Here is a 22144-nt window from a genome sequence, read left to right as displayed (position 1 = left end):
AGACTCGTGCAGGACCCCACCGAGCTCTTCCAGTTCGAGAGCGACACGTCACCGAGCCAGCTGCAGGAGCTGCAGGCGTCGGTGCTCGTGGTGGCCCTCGGCGGATTCATCGACGCCGGCCACACACAGCGCCTCGTGGCCGAGCACCTCCTCGAGGCGCATGAGTCCCGCGTGCTCGCCTCCTTCGACGTCGACCAGCTCCTCGACTACCGCGGGCGCCGGCCCGTGATGATGTTCGACCGCGACCACTGGAGCAGCTACGACGACCCCAGCCTGCTGCTGCACCGCGTCGTCGACAAGGAGGGCGTGCCCTTCCTGCTCCTCGTCGGGCCTGAGCCGGACTACCAGTGGAACCGCATGGTGGAGGCCGTCACCGCGCTCATCAGGGCGTTCGGTGTCGACCTGACCGTGAGCGTGCACGGCATCCCGATGGCGGTGCCGCACACGCGCCCGCTCGGCGTCACGACCCACGGCACCAACCCGCGGCTCATCGCCGGCAACGACCCGGCGTTCGGCGCCGTCCAGGTGCCCGCGAGCTTCGCCTCGCTGCTCGAGCTGCGGCTCGGCGAGGCCGGCCGGGACGCCATGGGGTTCGCCGTCCACGTGCCGCACTACCTCGGCCAGGCCGAGTTTGCCGACGCCGCCGTGCTCGGCCTCGAGCGCCTTCGCGCTGCGACGGGTCTCGACCTCGACCTGCGAGAGCTCGCCGCGACCGCCGGGCTCAACCGGGCCGAGATCTCCCGCCAGATGGAGGAGTCCGACGAGATCATGGCGGTCGTGCGCGCCCTCGAGCAGCAGTACGACACGTTCCTCGAGGGCCGCAAGCAGCGCAACCTGCTGGCCACCGACCTGTCCGAGCTGCCCACCGCCGACGAGATCGGCGCGGAGTTCGAGGCGTTCCTCAAGGACGTGACCGAGGACGACGAGCAGTAACTGACGGCTTCACGAAGGCGGGTTCGACCATCGGGTCGGGCCCGCCTTCTGCTGTCCAGGGCTGCAAGGGCAGTCGCGGGACCCGAGGGCGCTCGCGGCGTGGAGCGTCGGCGGCCGTTCCAGCTCACCTGCTGCTTGCGTATGCCGTGGGCCGCCGCCGATGCCGCTCACACCCCCGCGTCCCGCTCCCTTTCGAGCCAGGCTGCCGCCGTGCCGCTCTCGTGCTCGCGTCCTCAGGGGCCGCCTGCCGGCTCTGACTTCTACCGTCGAAAGGCCAGAACGTGCCGGGTTGGTGCGGTCGAAGGGCCAGTGTGCGTGGACCGGCAGGTCGTCCGGTCAGGGTTTGGCTTCACTCCAGCGGCGGACGATCGAGGTGTCGGCGACGAAGCGGACCTCTTCGGTGCCGGCCCAGGTGCGGGCTGCGCTGGTGAGGCAGTGCTCGACGGCGGCTGCTGCGGCCGGTGCGTGCTGTTCGGGCACGTGGACGAGGAGCTCGTCGTGGAGGCAGAGGACGATCTGGCCGCTCAGGGGGCGTACCGCGTGGCGCACGGTCGCGGCCCACGCCTTGAAGAGCTCGGCCGCCGAGCCCTGGATGATCGCGTTGCGCGCGTAGCGACCCCTGGCCCCCTCGGCACCGGTCCCGGAGAGGTCGCCGCCGGGCGACGAAGGTGCGGCGTCGGCGTCGGCCGGTGGCGTGGGCGTGCCCCCGAGCCGGATCAGCCGGCCACCCCACGTCCGCACCGGTCGTCGGGCGACTCCGTCGGCGTACGCCCGGTCGAGCAGCCCCATGGCGACGGGGTAGGCGCGCTCGAGGTCCTTGAGGGCCTCGCCGGCGGCACCGGAGCGCTGGCCGTACATGGCCGCGAGGACGGCCACCTTGGCCCGTGGGCGGTCGGCGCCGAGCTTGGCGGCGACCGGCGCGTAGAGGTCGTCGGCACGAGTCGCCTCGGCGAAGGCGCGGTCGGCGCTGACGACGGCGAGAACCCGGGGCTCGATCTGGCCGAGGTCGGCCCGGACGAAGAGGTGGCCGGGCGCGGCGCAGATGGCCGGACGCAGGGGAGCGGGGAGGTTGTGCAGGCCGTTCTGGGCCGTCATGCGGCCGGCGCCGCCGTCGCAGGCGGTCCAGCTCCCGCGGAGCCGGTCGTCGCTCCCGACGTGGTCGTCGAGCCAGCGGTAGCCGTAGGTGGTCGCGATGCGCTCGTCCTTGCGCCACCGCAGCAGGGCATCGACGAGCGGATGGGTGTGGCGGTAGGGCTCCAGCACCCAGGCCCGCGTGTTGGGCACGTCGACGCCGACGGACAGGAGCAGCTCGCGGACCTGGGTGGGGTTGCGCAGGTCGGTGCGCTCGCGGCCGGGCGCGTGACGCAGCACCGCGGCGTCGCGCCCGGCCCGGATGCGGAGCGCGTCGGCCTCGTCGCGCGGTCGAGCGCCCACGGAGGCCGCGATGAGGTCTTCTGCGGCAGCCCGGTCGACGGGGAGCCCGTCGCGCTCGAGCTCGAGGCACAGCACGGCTGCCGCCGACTCGGACCAGACCGTGCGCTCGAGTCGGCCGGTGTGGTCGCCCCCGAGTCGGCCCAGGGCCTCCTGCTGGGCCGACTGGCACTCCAGGGCGAGCAGCGCGAGCTGCCGCAGCCGTGAGTCGTCGGTCGCCCAGGCGAGGGCATCGGCGCGAAGGTGCCCGTCGGCAGCGAGCAGCGAGGCGTCCTCGCCGGCCGCGACGTCGAAGAGGTCGCCGTCGAAGCCCCGCAGGCGTGCCGACCGCGGCGCGGGGACCGCCGCCTCGTCGAGCCCTCGACACCCGGCGACGACGTGGCCGGGCGTCGCCCACCATCCTCCGTGGATGACCCGGTGGGCCTCGGCGAGGTCCCAGGTGCGGTCGACGTCGACACCCGCAGCGACCGGGACGCGCAGCGTGGAAGCGGCCGACCACACGACCCAGCGGGGCCCGAGCCGTGTCGCGAGGTCGACGAAGCGGGCGACGAGGGTGTCGAGCGGCCACGGCTCGGCCAGGCCCGGCCCCACGGCATACGCCCCCTGGGGTCCGACGACGAGCGCGACGAGCGGGGGACGAGAAGGCCTGTCAGCCAAGGCAGGCGGCGATTCTGTCGATCGCCTCGCGGATGATCTCGGGCGACGTGCCGAAGTTGAGGCGGGCATGTCCCGCTCCGCCGGAGCCGAAGGTCGGACCCGAGGACAGTGCCACGCGGGCGCGACGCACGAGCTCGGCCGCCGGGTCGTCACCCAGTCCCAGGACGCGAAGGTCGAGCCAGGCGAGGTACGTGGACTCCGGTGCGACGAGCCGCACGCCGGGAAGCTGCTCGGCGACGAGCCGGCCCAGCAGCCGGCGGTTGGCATCCAGCTCGCAGGCGAGCCGGTGCACCCACTCGCGGCCGTCGCGGAAGGCGGCGGTCTGGGCGATGACCCCGAGGTGGCTGGCGCCGAAGGTCACGAAGGGGTGCAGGCGGCGCAGGTCCGCCACGGCCTCGGCGCCCGGCACGACGATGGCCGCCTTGAGCCCGGCGAGGTTCCAGGCCTTGGAGGCCGAGGTCACCGTGACGCCGCGCTCGGTGCCCGGCAGCGAGAGGTAGGGCGTGAACGTGCTCGGCGGCAGGACGAGAGGGCCGTGGATCTCGTCGGACACCACGCGTACGCCGTGCGCGTCGGCGACCCGAGCGAGCTCCGCGAGCTCACCGGGGGAGTGGACGGTGCCCGTGGGGTTGTGCGGGTTGGACAGCAGGTATGCCGCCCGGTGGCCGCCGGCGGTCACCTCGGCGAAGACCGCTGCCAGACGGTCGAGCTCGAGACGGTGGTCCGGACCGAGCGGAGCCTCGACCACTCGCCGGCCGCAGGCTGCGATGACGTCGTAGAACGCGTTGTAGACCGGGGGGCTGACGACCACCGGCCCGCCATCGTCGGTGAAGAGGCGCAGCAGGTGCGTCACGCCCGTCAGCACGTCGGCCACCCGGGTGGTCGACTGCGGGTCGAAGGCCCAGCCCCACTCCGCGTCGGCGAACGAGGCCACCTCTGCGGCATACGCCTCCGTCAGGGCGTAGCCCGTGTCGCCGCGCCCGACCGCGGCGCTCACGGCCTCCACGATGGCCTGGCACGGAGCGCTGTCCATCTCGGCGATCCACATCGGGATGACGTCTGGGCCGAAGACTCCCCACTTGACCGACGTGCGGCTGCGGCGCAGGTCGTCCAGGGGCACGCCCAGGATGGGCGGCAGGGTCTCGCTCTCGGCCATGGCCCGACCCTACGAGACGGCACCGACGCCCGCCGAGCGGGTGGGAGGCGGGGTGGGAGCCGCAGGGGGAGTGGGTACGGTTCGACCGGTGACCCACCCGGCCACCGCGGACGGCGGTCGGTGACGGGCCCGTGCGAGCAACACAGCAACAAGTGACGTCGAGACGGACAGAGGTGGACCCGGTGGGTGTCTTCGGTTGGGGCAGGAGCGAGGCCCTGCGGGCCTCCGACGCGACGGCTTCGCAGGTGCGAAGGCCCAAGGACGTCGGCGCGCTCGAGCGGGCCTCCCAGCCACGCGAAGGGGGGCTCTCGGGTGCCGCGACGCGGCTCGTCGAACGCCTCCTCGACGTGGGCATCGACGGGAAGGGGCCCTTCCACTCGGCGCGCGAGGTCGCAGCCGACGCGCTCCGCCAGGCCCACGGCGACGTCGACCAGGCGATGCGCATCATCGTCCGCGACCACCGCCAGCTCGGCGCGGTGGGCGGCTTCGCCACCGGACTCGGTGGCTTCTTCACCATGCCGGTCTCCCTGCCGGCCAACGTGCTGGAGTTCTACCTCCTGGCCACCCGCATGACCGCGGCCACGGCGGAGCTGCGCGGCCACGACATCGACCGGCCCGAGATCCGCTCGGCGGTGCTGCTGACGCTCACCGGAGCCGACAGCGAGGACCTGCTCAAGAAGGCCGGGCTGCGGGTGGCGGGGGGGAAGATGTCGTCGCTCGCCTTCGACCGGCTCCCGGCGCCGGCGCTGATGGTCCTCAACAAGGCCGTCGCCTTCCGGCTGCTCGCTCGCATCGGCCAGAGCTCCTTGGCCCGGCTCGGCCGGGCGGTGCCGCTGGTGGGAGGTCTGATCGGTGCGGCCGTCGACGTCTACATGTTGAACGGCATCGGTCGGCAGGCGGCCAAGGAGTTCCCCACTGTCGACACTGCCGGCGCCTGAGACCATGACGCGACTGCTCAGCACCGTCGCCCGGCTCTCTCATGGTCGCGCGCGGGGAATCGTCTCGGCACGCGGCTCGTTGGGCGGGTCATGAAGACCCCGTCCCGCATCAAGATGGCCGCCACCGTGGCTTCCGTCGTGAGAGCAGCCACGCGACCCGGTGCGCCCAGCCTGCAGGAGCGCGTGCACGCCGTGCCGCGGCTGGTGCGCTCGACCCTGCACGGCGCGTATGCCGGCACCACCCTCAAGCGGCTCGGGCTCGTCGCCGGGGCGGTGGCCTACGTCGCCTCGCCCATCGACCTGCTGCCCGAGGCGATCCTCCCGGTCGTCGGTGCCGCCGACGACGCGGTCGTCATCTCCTGGGTCATCAAGGCCTTCTTCGACGAGACCGACCGGTTCCTGGCCTGGGAGGCCGGGCAGGGGATCACGCGCAGGGGCTCCGGGTTCGGGGCGGGGCGCGGGAGCTCGCCGCGGACCACGGCTCCCGGCGCGACGGTTTCGCAGGCTCCTTCGGGCTCGGTCGACCCGGCCGGCTCCGCATCGGTCGGCTCGGCATCGGTCGGCTCCGCATCGGTCGGCTCCGCATCGGCCGGCTCGGCATCGGCCGGCTCGGCGAAGGGGCCGGAGATCGCTGTCGCAGGAGTTCGCCCCGACGGGGCACCGCGGCCCGACCGCGACGTCACGGGAGCGGCGGCCGGCCACGGTGGCCGTGGGCGGTTGCCCGAGGGTGTGCGACAGGCCGCGACCGACTACGTCCTCGAGTCGGTGCGCAAGCGTCTGGAGCGCTGAGGGGCGAGGGCGACGTCGCGACGGGTGGGGCCCTGCCCGCGACGATCGGTGAGAGGGCTTCCGAGGGACCGCCCCGCACGCGTGTCTCGGTCGGTCCACATCCCCCGGGCGCCACGACGCTCCGTCCACAGGGCGCTCGAGCGTCTGTCGAAGGCCCGCCCCCACCGCAAGGCTCGACCCATGCCGAAGATCTCACTGTCCGGGCCGGCCGAGCTGCTGACCATCATCCCCTTCCACCTCGGGTTCCAGCCGGTGCGGAGCGTCGTGGTCGTCTGCTTCCACGGCAAGCGCCTCGGTCTCGTGGCCCGGCTCGACATCGTCGGCGCCGAGCTCGCGGTGGAGGCCGCGGTCCAGACCGCACCGACGTTGCTGCGCGCCAAGCCCTCGTCGGTCGCCCTCGTGGCGTTCGAGGACGTCCCGGACGAGTCCCTGCCGCTGCTCGAGGCGCTGACGGATGCGGTCGAGTGGGACCGCGTCGTCGTGCGGGAGCGTCTCCTCGTCCGTGGCGGCCGCTGGCGTTCCGTGGGTTGCGACTGCTGTCCTGACGAAGGATGGCTCCTGCCCGAGCAGGCCGACGTGCCGGCGGTCGCGGCCTACGTGGCGCTGGGACACGCGGTCCTGTCCGACCGGGACGACCTGACCCGGCTCGTGGAACCGCTCGCACCCACGAGACCCGACCACGATGTGGCCCTCGCAGCCGTCGACGACTGGCAACAGCGATATGCCGCTACCGGAGCGACCGTCTCCGGCGCCCCCCTGAGCCGAGGCGGGCAGGGCACCCGCCCACCTGCGCGCGGCGACGAGTCCGGCCTCACGGTGGTCGATGGAGGGGATCCGGCCGAACGTCAGCTCATGATCACCGACTCGCTCTCCGCGTGGGCCGGCGTGCTGCACGGCGCCATCGAGGACGAGGCGCTCCCGGGCTGCCTGCCCTCGCTCGTCGGGCCGTTGCGCGACCTGCAGTTCCGAGACGCGCTGATCGGTTGGCTCTGTCCCGGCGCTGTGCCGCTCGACGGCTTCCCCGACGAGTTCGTGGTCCTGTTGCGGGAGATGCTCGGACCGTCGCTGCGGGTCTCGCCTGCCGGCGACGGCGCGCACCCGTCTCGGCTCTACGGTCGGAGCAGCCGCGGCCTCGAGGGCCGGGAGCGCCCTGCCGCGCAGGGCACCGGTGGCTCGATGGCGCCTGACCCGGACGCCGAGATGGTTCGAGCCCTGCAGGACCTGCTGGCGCTCGAGTCGTCCGGATCCCGGGGCGAGGGGCCCGAGGTCTGGTCCGCGGAGGCTCCCGGCGACTGGTCCGACACGTCCGACGAGCGATCGCCGGAGGGGTGGGACGAGGGCGTGGCGAAGCTGGAGGCGCTGAGCGCTCTGGAGGCGCTCGCCGCCTTCGACGAGATGGACGAGATCGACGAGATCGACGAGATCGACGAGATCGACGAGGCGGACGGGTTCGACCAGTCGGACGAGCTCGAGGAGATCGAGGACCTCCAGGACGGGCAGGAGGCGGACGACTCGAAGGAGGACGACGAGCTGGGCGGGCTCGACGGCTGGGACGAGGCCCTCGTGCCTCGGATGCTGCTGAGCCGCTTGGAGCAGGTGTGTCGGCTGACGCCGGCAGCACACGCGGCGCCCCTGCTGTCGGTGGTGGCATCTGTCGCCTGGTGGTGCGGTGACGGGGCGCGGTCCGGCGTCGCGGTCGACCGGGCACTCGAGCTCGAACCGCGGCACCGGCTCTGCAGGCTCGTTCGCCAGTCCCTGGACCACGGCATCCGACCACCCCGGTGCGCCTGACGTCGGCTGCCGGCCCGGCCCCACGCGGCCCCACGGTCCGGCACCACCCGGCCCGAGGGCCCTGCACCGCGCTTCACCACGGCGTCCATGACGTGGACTGCCACATCCGAGCCCGGCACGGCCTCGCGTATGGTTGTCCGAGGTCATGAGTACCAGCTACAAGCCCCGGCTCGCTGGTCGGCAACCCTCCTTCGCGGTGGGGTGCCCCGGGTGAGGACCCGGCCACACCCGTCCCGGTGTGAGCAAGCGCGAACACGAGGAGTACTCCGATGACCGTCACCCACCGGACGCAGAGCACGCGACGGTCCGTGCGTCCCGCTCCCCACGGCGGCACGAAGCTCCTCGGCGAGACGTCGCGTCCCTCGAGGTCTGCCGAGCCCGGCCACCGGGTCACGAGCCGTCCCGACGCGGTCTGGGCCGACGGGGACCCCCTCGGCTGTCGCCAGTTCGCCGACGTCGGAGACCTGGAGCTGGAGCGGGGCGGCGTCCTCCCGGGGGTCCGCATCGCCTACGAGACGTGGGGCCGGCTCAACGAGGCACGGGACAACGTCATCCTCGTGGAGCACGCACTGACCGGCGACAGCCACGTGGTCGGCGAGGCCGGTCCGGGACACGCATCCCCGGGCTGGTGGAACTCGCTCATCGGGTCCGGGTGCCCGGTCGACCCCGAGCAGTGGTTCGTCGTCGCCTCCAACGTCCTCGGTGGCTGTCAGGGCAGCACGGGTCCTTCCAGCCCCGGCCCCGATGGCCGCCCGTGGGGGAGCCGCTTCCCCTACCTCACGGTGCGCGACCAGGTGGCCGCCGAGCGGCTGCTGCTCGACCGGCTCGGGATAGACCGGGTCGCCGCCGTCGTCGGCGGGTCCATGGGGGGCATGCGCGCGCTCGAGTGGGCGGTCACCCATCCGGACAGCGTCGATCGGTGCATCGTCCTGGCCTCCACGGCCTACGCCACCGCCGACCAGATCGCGTGGTGCCAGTCCCAGCTGCTGGCCATCCGCAGCGACCCCCACTTCGCCGGTGGCGACTACTACGGCAGCGGTGACCGGCCCGACACCGGTCTGGGACTCGCTCGGCGCATCGCCCACATCACCTACCGCACCGAGGCCGAGCTGGGCCGTCGCTTCGGCCGCGAGGCGCAGCTGGGCGAGGATCCCCTGCGCGCCGGCGACCGGGGCCGCTTCGCGGTCGAGTCCTACCTCGACCACCACGCCGGAAAGCTGGCCCGCCGCTTCGACGCCAACTCCTACGTCGTGCTCACCGAGGCGATGAACTCCCACGACGTGGGCCGCGACCGCGGGGGACTACGTACGGCGCTGTCCCGCGTCACCGCCGACTGCACCGTCGTCTCGGTCGACACGGACCGGCTCTACCCCCCTCGGCTCTCCGACGAGCTCCACGAGGCCCTGCCGGCGTCGAAGCGCGAGCACATCGTCTCCGACTTCGGCCACGACGGCTTCCTCATCGAGGAGGACCAGGTGGGACGCATCGTCCGCGAGGCCCTCGGGCGTCCTCGGCACTGACGGTCAGGGAGGTGGGGTGCCGCAGTCGGACCGACGGACCATCCCGACGGTCGACGTGTGACGAGCACCACCGCCGGGCGCCGAAGACGGGTCGCCCCACGGCTCCGGGTGCCGCGCCGTAGGTGGGGATATCGGGTACGGTGCGAGCACTGGTTGATTCCGTCCCAAGGAAGGTCCGGGAAAGTGGCCATCGTCGTTGGTTATGTCGCCACCAAGGAAGGTCGCGCGGCGCTCAAGCGAGCCGCCGAGGAGTGCGTCCTGCGGGGAGCAAAGCTCGTCGTGATCAGCTCGCACCGAGGCGGAAAGGACTTCGACGCGGCGGAGGCCAGCCAGTTCGAGATGGAGCTCAACCGCGTGCAGGCCCTCCTGCAGGAGAAGGGTCTCGAGCACGAGGTCCGCCAGCTGGTCCGGGGCAACGACCCGGCCGAGGACCTCATCTCGGTCGCCGAGGAGGAGAAGGCCGACTTCATCGTCATCGGCCTGCGCCGCCGCAGCCCGGTGGGCAAGCTCATCCTCGGCTCCAACGCGCAGCGCATCCTGCTCGACGCGAGCTGTCCCGTCCTGGCCGTCAAGGGCGACTGAGGGCCCTGCGCGTCGAGCAGGCACAGGGCGGATCGTCAGGGCTCGTCAGGGCCGGGAGCGCGGCGGCGCGTCCGGAGGCCCTCGCAGACCTTCCGGGCCTTCCCTTTCGCCGCAGGAGAAACCGGCGTGCGGCACCCGGTATCCGGTCTGGGTTCGCCTCGATGGCTCGCGCCGTTTTATAATGTCTGGGTACCGGATCGCACAAGGCGCACCGAGAGCTCGTACAGGGACCGACTCCGACAGGCCACGCTCCTCCGGGCACCAACCCCCATCTTCGCTCGTTGTGATGATGCATGCCCGGAAGCGGCGCACACACCCGACGAGACCTGCGACGAAAGGCGACTGCATCCGTGCCCAAGGCAACAAGCGCTGGAGCTCCCAAGACCCTGCCTAAGGTGTTCCAGCACGAGGCGATCATGCAGCTCCTGGTCAAGGGCAGCACCAACGGGACGATCACCGGAACGGAGATCGCGCGGGCGCAGGTCGATGCTGGGCTCGACCTGAAGCAGATGAAGCCGGTCCTCACCACCCTCGAGGCCCACGACATCGAGATCGTCGTCGACGCACCGCACTCCAGCACGAAGAAGACCCGAACCGGGACCAAGGGAGGCACTGTGGCCACCGCACGGAGCAGCACGGCCGCGGCGACGAAGTCCGCCACGCGGACCGCTGCGACCACCAAGACCGCCGCCAAGAAGGCGGCGCCCACGGCGTCCGGCGACGACGAGCAGGGCGCGGCCACGACCAAGCCCGCCGCCCGCACCGCCAAGAAGGCCACGACCAACGCGGGGGTCGCCAAGGCGGCGGCCAAGCCTGCCGCGAAGAAGACAACGGCCAGGAAGACGGCAGCGAAGAAGGCTGCCGGCACGGACGCCGCCGGCGACACCGTCGTTGCAGACGACGTCGACGAGGACGCCGACGTCGAGCCCGACGACGCACCGGTCGCCGAGCTCGAGGAGGTCGAGGTCGTCGCCGATGTGGCCGACGACGCCGAGGAGTCCGACGACACCGACGAGGCCGCGCCCGCCGCAGCGGCAGCCAAACCCGAGGAGGCCGAGGAGTCCGGCTTCGTCATCCGCGACGACGACGAGGACGACGCCCCGGCGCAACAGGTCGTCACGGCCGGCGCCACGGCCGACCCGGTCAAGGACTACCTCAAGCAGATCGGCAAGGTGGCCCTCCTCAACGCCGAGCAGGAGGTCGAGCTCGCCAAGCGGATCGAGGCCGGCCTGTTCGCCGAGGAGAAGCTCAACTCCGGCGAGAAGATCGACATGAAGCTCAAGCGCGAGCTCTGGTGGATCGCCCAGGACGGCAAGAAGGCCAAGAACCACCTCCTCGAGGCCAACCTCCGACTCGTCGTCAGCCTCGCCAAGCGCTACACCGGGCGCGGGATGCTCTTCCTCGACCTCATCCAGGAGGGCAACCTCGGCCTGATCCGTGCGGTCGAGAAGTTCGACTACACCAAGGGCTACAAGTTCTCGACCTACGCGACGTGGTGGATCCGCCAGGCAATCACGCGCGCCATGGCCGACCAGGCCCGCACGATCCGGATCCCGGTCCACATGGTCGAGGTCATCAACAAGCTGGCCCGCGTTCAGCGCCAGATGCTGCAGGACCTCGGGCGCGAGCCCACCCCGGAGGAGCTCGCCAAGGAGCTCGACATGACCCCCGAGAAGGTCGTCGAGGTCCAGAAGTACGGCCGCGAGCCGATCTCGCTGCACACGCCGCTCGGCGAGGACGGCGACAGCGAGTTCGGTGACCTCATCGAGGACTCCGAGGCTGTCGTCCCGGCCGACGCCGTGAGCTTCACGCTCCTGCAGGAGCAGTTGCACTCGGTGCTCGACACGCTCTCCGAGCGCGAGGCCGGCGTGGTGTCGATGCGCTTCGGTCTCACCGACGGACAGCCGAAGACCCTGGACGAGATCGGCAAGGTCTACGGCGTGACGCGCGAGCGCATCCGCCAGATCGAGTCCAAGACGATGAGCAAGCTGCGCCACCCGAGCCGCAGCCAGGTCCTGCGCGACTACCTGGACTGAGCTCCGGCGGCCCTGAGCTCGACGGCCCCTGACCGCGATTTCGATGGTCAGGGGCCGTTCTCATGCCCGCCTCTGCTGGTCTCGGCGGCATATCGCCTGTTCGAGTACCAGGTCCACGACTAGCTCCCGCTGCGGCATCCGCTGCACCGGCACCACACCGTCGGCGAGCTCCTTCGGTTCCTCGAGGGGTCGGCGGCCGAGTCGCGGCCCAGCGCCTGACGGCACGGCCGCGGGTCGCCCGGGGCGGGGTCAGTCGGCGAGGGAACCCGACTGCGACAGGGGCAGCGAGTCCGAGCTCACGGGTATGCCGGGTTGCGGCGCGGCGGTGGGAGGCCCGTCCGCGCCCCCGACGGTCACCGACGGCGGGTGGACCGGCGCGGCAGTCGCCTCGAGATGCTGCTCGGGACGCGGGCGGAGATCCGGCCCGGGAACGAGCGCCAGTAGGAGACGCCGGCCTGCGGCCAGAGGAAGGATCGCGCCCGGACCTGCCACGCCCGGGTGCGACCGACCTGTCGACGGATCGCCCTGATGTCCTCGTGCAGCCGGACTGCCTCCTGCGCCGATGTTTGCTCGGGACGGTCGTACCGGGACTTCTCCAGCGTCGCGGTGACCCGACGCATGGCGCTCGCGTTATCGTCGTCGAGGTGGGCATCGGTGACGTAGCGCTCGCGCACCTGCCGCAGAGTCCCACCCGGGGGAGCGGCGATGCCGAGGTCGCCGAGGTGCGAGGTCAGCTCGGCCCACTCCGCCTCGATGAGGTCCTGCTGGGACACGGCGGCGCGTCGCCGTCGCACCCTCAGCAGCCAGGCCGTGATGGGCATCGAGAAGGCCGCGAGCAGCCCGATCAGGATCGCGACGAACACTGCGACGTTGCGCAGGCTGAAGGCTTGGCCGACGGAGTCGAGGAACGACGGCTGCTGGGTCACGGGTGCCACGGTGGGCTTCGTCGCCTTGGTCGGGGCCGCGGTGACGGCACCGCCGGAGCGGCTCTCGGTGACCTCACGGCCACCACGCGTGGCGCCCGAGTCGGAGCCGAGCACGGCATACGGCGGCGGGCTGCCCGACCGCACCCCGGGGGTGGGCTCGAAGCGCAGCCAGCCGTAGCCCTGGAAGTAGAGCTCGGGCCACGCGTGCGCGTCGCTCGCCCGGACGATGTACTCCTCGCCGGAGAGCTGGCCCGGCAGGAACCCGATCGCCATCCGGGCCGGGATGCCCTGGGCCCTGGCCATCATGATCATCGCGGTGGCGAACTGGACGCAGTAGCCGCGGCGGGTCTGGTAGAAGCTCTCGATCGGGTCGAGCAGGCGCCCCTCGCTGTCGCGCAGCGGCTCACCGAGGTCGAGCGAGTAGGTGTAGACGCTCGTGTCGCGCAGGTGGTTCTGGATCGCGATGGCCTTGTCGAGCGGGTTGGAGCTGCCGCGGGTGACCTCGTCGGACCACCGCTGGATCAGCTCGCGCGACCGGTCCGGGACGGCGAGGTCGTCACCGGTGATGGCTGGGGAGTCGGGCTTGCCGGACTCACGCAGCTGTGGCGGGGTGGGCGCCAGGTCGGCGTAGGTGATGCGGTAGCTGCTGACGGACCGGCCGACCCTGACGTCGCGGGTCACGGGGTCGATGGCCCACGGTGTGCCTTCCATGGCGACGGCGACCACGGGGTAGGGCGCTGCGATGCGCGGCGCCGCCAGGGTGTTGTTCGTGACGCTGAGGACGAAGTCGCGACGCTGGTTCGGCGGGGGGAGCGGGGCCGGGCTGTCGGCCTGCTCGGCGGCGGAACCCACCGCGGTCCACTGGCCGCGGGAGTAGTACGAGGTGGCGAGCACGCGCAGCGGCGGCCGGCTGAAACCGGTGGTCGTGTAGGTCAGGACGGGGGTCTGGTCCTGGTCGTTGAGGCTGCGTGAGAGGTCGAGGGTGTCGTTGAAGCCCACCGAGCCCTCGCCACCGGCACCGCTGGTGCTGCGCCCCAGGCCCTCGGTGAGGTAGTGCGGCGGAAAGTGTGGCACGACGGCCGGGACCAGCACGGCGGCCACGACGCCGACGGCGCCGAGCCGGAGCGCACCCGCGGAGAAGGAGCGCAGCGCCTCGCGGTCGTGCGCGGCCTCCTCGATGGAGCCACCGCCGGCGGCGTGGGTGGTGCCCCACCGTCCGAACTGCGCACGCGCGGTCGTGTGCAGCATCGCCAGCCAGAGCGCCACGGGCACCACGAAGAAGCGCAGGGCGAGCGCCGAGTCCCCGTTGGCAGCCGTGATGAGGTATGCGGTCAGCAGCGGCAACCCTGCGGCCGCGGGAGCGCGCCAGGTGGCGGCCACGGCGTCGACCGCGATCGCCACCAGGGCGACGGCGACGACGAGGCAGAAGGTCACCCCGTCGTTGAGCGGAGCGGGGGCGGAGTAGCGCTGGACCGTCTCGAGGGCCTGCAGGCCCAGCGTGTTGGCGGCCTCGGCCGTCGCGGGGGACGGCAGCAGGAAGGTGAAGGTGTCACCGGCCCACACGGCCATCAGGACGTAGCCCGTGACGAGCACCTGGACGAGGACCACGAGCAGCCGGGAGCGGGTCAGGCCGCGCCCCACCAGTCCGAGCCCGGCCACGAGCGCCACGACGAGAACGGCCGACGGCAGCCACGTCGAGTCCGTGAAGAGGCTCGTGATCGGGTAGAGAGCGCTCAGGGTGGCGAGAGCGGCCAGGACGGTGATCCTCCAGCGACGGCGGCTCATCTGCCGCTCCCCACGGTCGCGGCGTTCAGCACCGCCCAGGTCTCGGCGACGTCGGCGTCGCGGGACACCGTGACGGCACGCCAGCCGGCGAGCCGGAGCGCCTCGGCATGGGGCTCGGCCTCGTCGGCGTGGCTGGTGCCGAAGTTGCGTGCGTCCAGGACGAGGGCGAGTCCGGTCGTGCCGGGCTGGCGGACGCTCGCCACCCGCGAGGTGACGTCGCGGCCCGACGGCCCGACGATCGCCACGATGAACCCGCCCGCGGCCGCCAGGGCCTGCCCGGCGCGCAGGATCTCGTCCTCGCCCGAGTCGTCGCGCATGGTCGTGACCGCCAGGACGTCGAGCATCTCGTCGGTCGTGATCGTCTCTGCCGCACGGGAGCTCTGGACCGTCTCGGCGCAGACGAGGTGGACGGCATACCCCGACTCGCACAGGTGCGCGCCGATGGACGCGGCGGCCGTGACCCCCCACTCGAAGGAGCTGCTCGCCCCGACGCCGCCGTGTGCGGACGGACGCGGGTCGAGGAGCACGACGGCGCGCCGCTGCGCCGGGCGGTCCTCCTGGCGCACCATGAGGTCTCCGGTGCGGGCCGTGGCCGGCCAGTGGATGCGCCGCAGGTCGTCGCCGTCGCGGTACTCGCGGATCGTCACGTCGTCCTCGCCGTGCAGCGCGATGAGGTGCGCCTGCTCGCCCTCCGAGCCCACGCCGGAGCTGCGCTGACGACTCGACGAGAGCGGGTGCACGGCGGGCAGCACCACCAGGTCGGTGGTCCCCTCGAGCACGGCGTTGCGGTTGGCGAGGCCGAACGGGTCCTGCACCTGCACGCCCAGGGGGCCGAGGTGGAAGCGTCCCCGGAGGTGCGAGCGCACGACGTAGTCGATGGCGCGGACGCGCCCCGGGGGGATGCGGCCCACGACGAAGCGGGGGCGGTCACCGAGGACGTAGTCGAGTCGTTCCTCCGCCAGGAAGATCGGGGTGGTGGAGCTCGACGCGTTCTCGAAGGAGAGCGTCACGTGGGCGTCCAGCCCGACACTGATGCGTTCGGGGTCGGTGTGCCGCTCGATGCGCATCCGCGTCTTGCGGGTGCGCACCAGGACTGCGCACACGAGCGGGAGCGCGATGAGCAGCACCCCGAAGCGGGTCAGGTCCCGGAAGCCGAGGATGACGCCGGCCAGTGCGAGGACGGTCCCGGAGCCGAGGAACGCCCGGCCCCTCGTCGTCAGGACGCTGCGCAGGGATCCCACCGGTGCCGTCCTCCGCTCGTCGTGCTTCTCGCCGTGCTGCTGGTCGCTCTTCTCATCATGCGTCTCGGCGTGCGTCTCAGTGTGCTTCTCAACGGGCGTCTCAGCGTGCTGCGGGCGGCACCGGCACCTGGCGCAGCAGGTCGGAGACCACCTCGCCGGTGGTCCGGCGGGCGAGCTGGGTCTCGCTCGAGGGCATGAGGCGGTGCGCGAGGACCGGGCCGGCGAGCAACTGCACGTCGTCGGGGATGACGTGGTCGCGGTCCTCCAGTGCGGCGTGGGCGCGCGAGGCCCGCAGCAGGTGGAGGGCGGCGCGTGGCGAGGCGCCGAGACGCAGTGCCGTCGAGGACCGCGTCCGGGTCACGAGGTCGACGATGTACTGGCGGACGGCCGGGCTCGCGTGCACCCTGGTGACGGACTGGACGACGCGGTTGATGGTCTCGGCGTCGGTGACGGGGGACAGGTCGTCGAGCGGCGAGCGCGCGCCGTGGGTCTCGAGCAGGTCGAGCTCGGCGCTCGGTGAGGGGTAGCCCATCGAGATGCGTGCCATGAAGCGGTCACGCTGCGCCTCGGGCAGCGGGTAGGTGCCCTCCATCTCGATCGGGTTCTGCGTCGCCATGACGATGAAGGGCGTGTGCAGCGGGTAGGTCGTGCCGTCGACGGTGACCTGCTGCTCCTCCATGGACTCGAGCAGGGCCGACTGGGTCTTGGGCGAGGCGCGGTTGATCTCGTCACCGACGACCACGTTGGCGAAGATCGCGCCCGGCCGAAACTCGAAGCGCCGCGCGTCCTGGTTGAAGATGCTGACGCCGGTGACGTCGCTGGGCAGCAGGTCCGGGGTGAACTGGATGCGTCGAACGGTGGCGTCGATGGACCGGGCGAGCGTCTTGGCGAGCATCGTCTTGCCGACGCCCGGGACGTCCTCGATGAGCAGGTGCCCGCCGGCGAAGAGCACGGTGATGGTCGTGCGCACGACGTCGGGCTTGCCCTCGATGACGCGGGTCATCGTGGTCATCAACCGGTCCGCGACCTCGTGCACGAGTCCGAGGTCGGTGCCCTCCGTGGCGGAGCCGTTGGCGCTCGTCGAGCCGAAGGTGGCCCGACCGGCTGACGTCTGCGCGCTCGTGGACGCGCCTGCAGCGCCACCGCCGGCCCCGGCCGTCGTCGTGCTCACGGACGACTCACGCCCGGTATCCGTCCTCGTCACGCTGTCCTCCGCTGGTTGTCCCCATGTCGTGGCGCAGCCTGCTCCTCGCGGGATGCGCGACCCGTGGGGAGATCTTCTCCCATGCACGAGCACATTTGGTAGGGCCGCCCCCGGGGTCGTCGGGTGCAGTTCCTCTCCGGTTGCAACTGGCGCGCGGCACCCGAAGACCTCCACTTTCCACCACCTGCAACGTCTCCGGTGCCCGTTCGGTTCGCTTTCGGGCATCCGGTGAGCACGAACGCGGTGTCCCAGCCGTATGCCGTCGCCCGCCGTCCCGCCGCGACGCCGGCGAGTGCGCTGACGCCCGAGGAGCGGTGGCCCGGCCGCACTCCACTTCGCTCCACCCCGTCTGACCTGCGCGAATGTGCGAATCCACGCGGCGATTTGTGCGAAGGATCGTTGACGGTGGAGCAAAGTGGAGTACGGTGGGGCAACAAGGTAAGAGCTGGTGCGTTCGCGAGTCGATCAGGGGAGGTGGCGGACGATGTTTCTCGGGACGCACACACCCCGGCTCGACGAGAAGGGCCGCCTCTTCCTCCCCGCCAAGTACCGCGACCGCATGGCGGCCGGTCTCGTGGTCACCCGTGGCCAGGAGCGAAGTCTGTTCATCTACCCGATGGACGAGTTCGTGAAGGTCGCCGAGCAGATGCGCCAGGCGCCCACCACGAGCAAGGCCGCACGCGACTACATGCGCGTCTTCCTCTCCGGGGCCTCCGACGAGGTCCCCGACAAGCAGGGCCGCTTCACCATCCCCGCCAACCTGCGCCAGTACGCCGGCCTCGACCGGGAGGTCACGGTCATCGGTGCCGGCTCACGCCTCGAGGTCTGGGACAGCGCGGTGTGGAACGCCTACCTGGAGCAGACCGAGCAGAGCTTCGCCGACACGGCGGAGGAGGTGATCCCGGGACTCTTCTGAGTCCCGGCCACCACCGCCCACCCCGAACCAGCACCCCCCACGAACTCACCACAGGCCAGCAGCACCTGAGAGCCGGCCTCCAGCCGCTCCACTCCCGGGACGACTTCCCCCGTCCCGGGCGAGGCAGCGGATGGGGACCAGCCCGCAGGTGCGAACCACCGGGCGGGGCCACCGGGCCCGGTCAACCAGCAGCACCAGACATCGCAAGTCCAGGAACACCAGCGCGAGGGACGCACCATGAGCGACCGAGGACCGGCACAGGGCCGACACGTCCCTGTGATGCGCGACCGGATCCTCGAGCTGCTGGCCCCGGCCCTCGAGCGTCCGGGCGCCGTGCACGTCGACGCGACGCTCGGCATGGGGGGCCACGCCGAGGGCGTCCTCGAGCGCTTCCCGGACTGCACCGTCGTCGGCATCGACCGCGACCGCGAGGCCCTCGCCCTCGCCGGCGAGCGTCTCGCCCGCTTCGGCGAGCGCTTCCGCCCGGTGCACGCGGTCTACGACGAGATCGCGGCCGTCGTGGCGGACCTGCACGTGCCGGCCGTGGACGGCATCCTCTTCGACCTCGGCGTGAGCTCGCTGCAGCTCGACGAGGCGGACCGGGGCTTCGCCTACCGCGTCGACGCGCCGCTCGACATGCGCATGGACCAGTCGACCGGTCGCACCGCCGCCGACGTGCTGAACACCTACTCGGTCGAGGACCTGACGCGGATCCTGCGCGACTACGGCGAGGAGCGCTTCGCGCGCAAGATCGCCAAGGCCGTCGTCCACGACCGTGAGATCGAGCCCTACACCACCTCCGCCCGGCTGGTCGAGATGCTGCGCCGGGTCATCCCGGCCGCCTCGCAGCGCCAGAGCGGCCACCCGGCGAAGCGCACCTTCCAGGCGCTGCGCATCGAGGTGAACGACGAGCTGGAGGTCTGGCGCCGGGCCATCGACGAGGCCATCGACGTCCTCGCGGTGGGCGGCCGGATCGCCGTCCTGTCGTACCACTCGCTCGAGGACCGCGCGACGAAGCGCGCCTTCGCCGCGGGAGCGACGTCCAGCACGCCCCCGGGACTGCCGGTCGAGCTGCCGGAGCACGCGGCATACCTCTCCCTCGTCACGCGCGGCGCCGAGGCGCCGGGCGATGACGAGGTCACCACGAACCCACGGGCCGCCTCGGCCCGCCTTCGCGTCGCAGAGCGCGTGCGCGACACCTCCACGCACCTCTCAGCCAGCAGGACCAGGAAGGGACCCACCCGATGAGCTCGATGACTGCCACGGCCAGACCGCTCCGCACGCCGCGACGCGGGCCTGCCCCGACGCCCCTTCGCGTCATCCCGAGCACCATCTCGCGCACCGGCAACGGCGCGTTCGTGTCCATCTGCATCGCGCTGCTGGCTGCGGGGCTGATCGCGCTCCTCCTGCTCAACACCGCCCTCGCCCAGGGCTCGATGGCCCTCGGCGACCTCCAGCGCGAGTCGGTGCGCCTCAGCGACACCACCGGGAACCTCCAGGAGGAGATCGCGCGCGCCTCGGCGACGGGCGCCCTGGCGGCGAGCGCCGCGAAGATCGGCATGGTCCGGATGAACACGCGGGGCTACATCGACCTCACGAAGGGCACCGTGACCGGCAAGCCGGAGCCCGCCACCAAGGAGAACGCCTTCCCGATCGTCACCAGCCCCACCCCGCCCGCCTTCTCCGTCACGGCCGAGAAGGTGCTCAGCTCGGCCGCGGCGGTGTCCTCGCGCGCCGCCTCGTCGCCGCAGGCCGCCACGCCGACGACCTCCGGTGCCGGGGCACCGGACCCCGCAGCGTCCACACTGGGCACGACGCCCGGTGCGTCGACCGGCCAGGCCACAGGTGGGGCCGCGTCGAGCAACGACGGGCAGGCCCAGCAGACGACGGCGAGGTGACCCGGTGACGCAGACCCGAGGAACCGATCCCCAGCGGACCGGTCGCGGCGCTGCGCCCGCTCGGCAGTCCCGCCCCGACCGGCCCGGTGCCCCGTCGCGCACCGGCTCGGCAGCCAACCCCAAGGCGTCGAAGTCCGCCGGCTCCGCCGGGTCCGAGGGGGCGAAGCCGGCCGGCTCCGGCAAGGCCGGCAGCTCTGCCAAGGCGGCCAAGCCGGTCACCGGCGCCCGCGGCGCCACCGCCCGCAGCTCCGGTGCCACCCGCAGCCCCGGTGCCGGACGCAGCGGCGGTCCGGCCGCCGCAGGGACCCCCCGTCAGGCACCGGGTCACGCGCGCACGGGAGCCCGCCCGACGCGTACCCCGGACCCCCGAGTGCAGGGACGACCCGGCCAGGACCGCGCGCCGCGGCGCACCGCCCCGGCCGGCGGCCGAGGCCGGGCTGCCGGCGCCCGGGCAGCGGCCGGACCCCAGGGACCTCGGGGACCGCGCGGCCCGCGTGGGCCCCGTCGACCGCTCCGGATCTCCCGGGCCAACCCCCGTCGTCGCGCCCGCGTGATGTTCGTCGCGATCCTCTTCGTGTTCACGATCTTCGCCGGCCAGCTGCTGCGCATCCAGGCCTTCGACGCGTCCGCGACGCAGGCCGCGGCCCTGTCCAAGCGCACCGTGAAGACCACGACCCCCGCGATGCGCGGGCAGATCCTCGACACCAACGGCCAGGTGCTCGCCGACTCCGTGGAGCGGTTCACCATCGCCGCGGACCCGACCGTGGTCCCCCTCTACACCGCCGTGGTCGACGGGGTGCGCCAGCAGGTCGGCGTCACCCGCGCGGCCGCCGACCTCGCTCCTCTCCTCGGCATGTCGACAGCCCAGCTGACCAAGCTCTTCACCCGGGCCGACACCCGCTACGTCGTCGTCAAGAAGGACGTCAACCCGGCCATCTACCGCGAGATCCGGGCGCTCGGCATCCCCGGCATCAGCGGCGAGCGCACCGCGCAGCGCGTCTACCCGACGTCGATGGCCTTGGGCCAGCTCGTCGGCTACGTCCTGCCGGCCGACCAGTCCGGCGCCGGCGGCATCGAGCGGATGTTCAACTCCACGCTGCAGGGCACCCCGGGCGTCAACGTCGCCGAGCGGGCCCGTGACGGCTACGTCATCCCCGGCTCCCAGCGCGTCGACACCCCGGTGGTCAACGGCCGTGACGTCAAGCTGACCATCGACGCGGACCTGCAGTGGTACGCCGAGAACGCCCTCGCCAAGCAGGTGACGGCCGTGGGTGCCGAGTCGGGCACCGCCGTCGTCCTCGAGGTCGCGACCGGGAAGGTCCGGGCCGCCGCGAGCTACCCGACCTTCGACCCCAACGACCTCGCGGACGCGAAGGCCAAGGCCCTGGGCAACTACGCGTTCAACGACGCCTTCGAGCCCGGGTCGACCGGCAAGCTCATGACGATGTCCGCGGCGCTCGAGCAGAAGGTCATCACGCCCGACACCGGGGTCATCGTGCCCCCGCGGCTGCCGCGCGCCGGCACGAACTTCAAGGACAACGAGCCGCACGGCGTCGAGAACATGACGGCGACCGGCGTGCTCGCCAAGTCGTCCAACATGGGCACCATCCTCATCGGGGAGCGGATCCCGCCCGCCGTGATGGAGGCGTACTACCGCAAGTTCGGCATCGGCTCCAAGACCCCCGTCGGCTTCCCGGGAGAGTCGGCCGGCTTCCTGGCCGGCGCCAAGGACTGGGTGTCGAGCCGGCGCTACACGATCCTCTTCGGGCAGGGCTACTCCGTCACTGCCATCCAGCAGGCGGGGGTCTTCCAGACCATCGCCAACAAGGGCGTTCGCATGCCGCCCTCGCTGGTCGAGGGCACCGTCGACCAGAACGGCACGCTCATCCCGACCCCGCCCACCACGCCCGTGCGGGTCGTGACCAAGGACACCGCGGTCAAGCTCTCCCGGATGATGGAGGAGGTCACGGGCAAGGACGGCACCGCCAGCGCGGCCCGCATCAAGGGCTACCGCGTCGCGGGCAAGACCGGCACGGCCGACCGCTACGACGAGAAGCTGAAGCGCTACAACGGCTTCACGGCCTCGTTCATCGGCTTCGCGCCGGCCGAGGCGCCCAAGTACGTCGTGGCCGTCTTCATCCAGAAGCCGAGCGCCGGCATGTTCGGTGGTGCCCTCGCCGGGCCGGTCTTCAACCAGGTCATGTCCTACCTGCTCGAGCGCACCGCCGCTCCGCCGAGCCCCAAGTCCACCCTGAACTACCACGTGTGGGCCACCAAGCCCCTCTCGCCCGACGACCCGGAGGTCATCAGCAATGCGCGGGCCAAACGGGATGGCCTGTAA

At 72.1% G+C, this 22144-nt stretch carries 16 protein-coding genes and 1 riboswitch; of the genes, 11 read left to right on the top strand and 5 right to left on the bottom strand.

Translation table 11 applies throughout. The features are described from left to right. Nucleotides 1-6 precede the first annotated feature (6 nt). Nucleotides 7-933: a PAC2 family protein gene (locus ABD194_RS05765; protein WP_343988953.1), complete on the top strand. Its 927-nt coding sequence runs from the start codon at nt 7-9 to the stop codon at nt 931-933. Nucleotides 934-1269: 336 nt separating this feature from the next. On the opposite strand, the gene ABD194_RS05760 is transcribed toward ABD194_RS05765, so the two are convergent. Both ABD194_RS05760 and ABD194_RS05755 read right to left on the bottom strand, forming a co-directional pair. Further along, nucleotides 1270-3021: a DNA polymerase gene (locus tag ABD194_RS05760; protein ID WP_343988951.1), complete on the bottom strand. Its 1752-nt coding sequence runs from the start codon at nt 3019-3021 to the stop codon at nt 1270-1272. Then, the gene (locus ABD194_RS05755; RefSeq protein ID WP_343988949.1) at nt 3014-4177 is read right to left on the bottom strand and encodes a MalY/PatB family protein; all 1164 of its coding nucleotides are present in this window, start codon (nt 4175-4177) and stop codon (nt 3014-3016) included. The genes ABD194_RS05760 and ABD194_RS05755 overlap by 8 nt, the downstream gene beginning before the upstream one ends. A gap of 182 nt (nt 4178-4359) precedes the next feature. On the opposite strand from ABD194_RS05755, the gene ABD194_RS05750 reads away from it, so the two are divergent. From ABD194_RS05750 to ABD194_RS05725, 6 genes are all read left to right on the top strand, one after another. Further along, nucleotides 4360-5115, top strand: a complete 756-nt coding sequence (locus tag ABD194_RS05750) for an EcsC family protein (RefSeq protein ID WP_343988947.1) — start codon at nt 4360-4362, stop codon at nt 5113-5115. A 90-nt stretch (nt 5116-5205) separates the two neighbouring features. Continuing rightward, complete coding sequence (locus ABD194_RS05745; protein WP_343988945.1) at nt 5206-5904, top strand: YkvA family protein; 699 nt, start codon at nt 5206-5208, stop codon at nt 5902-5904. Between the two features lie 180 nt (nt 5905-6084). Next, a complete protein-coding gene (locus ABD194_RS05740) occupies nt 6085-7695 on the top strand; it encodes a DUF4192 domain-containing protein (RefSeq protein ID WP_343988943.1) in 1611 nt (536 codons plus the stop codon). Between the two features lie 141 nt (nt 7696-7836). Further along, nucleotides 7837-7950, top strand: a riboswitch (SAM riboswitch). A gap of 14 nt (nt 7951-7964) precedes the next feature. Continuing rightward, on the top strand, nt 7965-9215 hold the full coding sequence (gene metX, locus ABD194_RS05735) for a homoserine O-acetyltransferase MetX (protein WP_343988941.1): 1251 nt from the start codon (nt 7965-7967) through the stop codon (nt 9213-9215). Nucleotides 9216-9398: 183 nt separating this feature from the next. Beyond that, nucleotides 9399-9797 (top strand): universal stress protein, encoded by a 399-nt coding sequence (locus ABD194_RS05730; RefSeq protein ID WP_343988939.1) that lies wholly within the window; start codon nt 9399-9401, stop codon nt 9795-9797. A gap of 395 nt (nt 9798-10192) precedes the next feature. Beyond that, nucleotides 10193-11833, top strand: a complete 1641-nt coding sequence (locus tag ABD194_RS05725) for an RNA polymerase sigma factor (protein WP_425579954.1) — start codon at nt 10193-10195, stop codon at nt 11831-11833. A gap of 353 nt (nt 11834-12186) precedes the next feature. On the opposite strand, the gene ABD194_RS05720 is transcribed toward ABD194_RS05725, so the two are convergent. The 3 genes from ABD194_RS05720 to ABD194_RS05710 form a co-directional block, all read right to left on the bottom strand. Further along, nucleotides 12187-14544: a transglutaminase TgpA family protein gene (locus ABD194_RS05720; protein ID WP_343988938.1), complete on the bottom strand. Its 2358-nt coding sequence runs from the start codon at nt 14542-14544 to the stop codon at nt 12187-12189. Beyond that, entirely contained in the window at nt 14541-15785 is a 1245-nt protein-coding gene (locus tag ABD194_RS05715) for a DUF58 domain-containing protein (protein ID WP_343988936.1), read from the bottom strand. Before ABD194_RS05715 ends, ABD194_RS05720 begins: the two co-directional genes overlap by 4 nt. A 100-nt stretch (nt 15786-15885) precedes the next feature. Beyond that, nucleotides 15886-16956 (bottom strand): AAA family ATPase, encoded by a 1071-nt coding sequence (locus ABD194_RS05710; RefSeq protein ID WP_425579953.1) that lies wholly within the window; start codon nt 16954-16956, stop codon nt 15886-15888. A gap of 517 nt (nt 16957-17473) precedes the next feature. Here ABD194_RS05710 and mraZ point away from each other — a divergent pair. The 4 genes from mraZ (at nt 17474) to ABD194_RS05690 (ending at nt 22144) form a co-directional block, all read left to right on the top strand. Next, complete coding sequence (mraZ, locus tag ABD194_RS05705) at nt 17474-17905, top strand: division/cell wall cluster transcriptional repressor MraZ (RefSeq protein ID WP_343988934.1); 432 nt, start codon at nt 17474-17476, stop codon at nt 17903-17905. 237 nt (nt 17906-18142) lie between these two features. Further along, the gene (gene rsmH, locus ABD194_RS05700) at nt 18143-19153 is read left to right on the top strand and encodes a 16S rRNA (cytosine(1402)-N(4))-methyltransferase RsmH (RefSeq protein WP_343988932.1); all 1011 of its coding nucleotides are present in this window, start codon (nt 18143-18145) and stop codon (nt 19151-19153) included. Next, complete coding sequence (ftsL, locus tag ABD194_RS05695) at nt 19150-19803, top strand: cell division protein FtsL (RefSeq protein ID WP_343988930.1); 654 nt, start codon at nt 19150-19152, stop codon at nt 19801-19803. Before rsmH ends, ftsL begins: the two co-directional genes overlap by 4 nt. Nucleotides 19804-19807: 4 nt before the next feature. Further along, nucleotides 19808-22144 carry a peptidoglycan D,D-transpeptidase FtsI family protein gene (locus tag ABD194_RS05690; RefSeq protein WP_343988928.1) on the top strand — a complete coding sequence of 779 codons (2337 nt, stop codon included), beginning with the start codon at nt 19808-19810 and terminating at the stop codon, nt 22142-22144.

This window comes from Terrabacter terrae (assembly GCF_039529575.1).
Classification (GTDB): Bacteria; Actinomycetota; Actinomycetes; order Actinomycetales; family Dermatophilaceae; genus Terrabacter; species Terrabacter terrae.
Note: the sequence above shows the minus strand (reverse complement) of the source record. Positions and strands in the feature narration are given on the sequence as shown.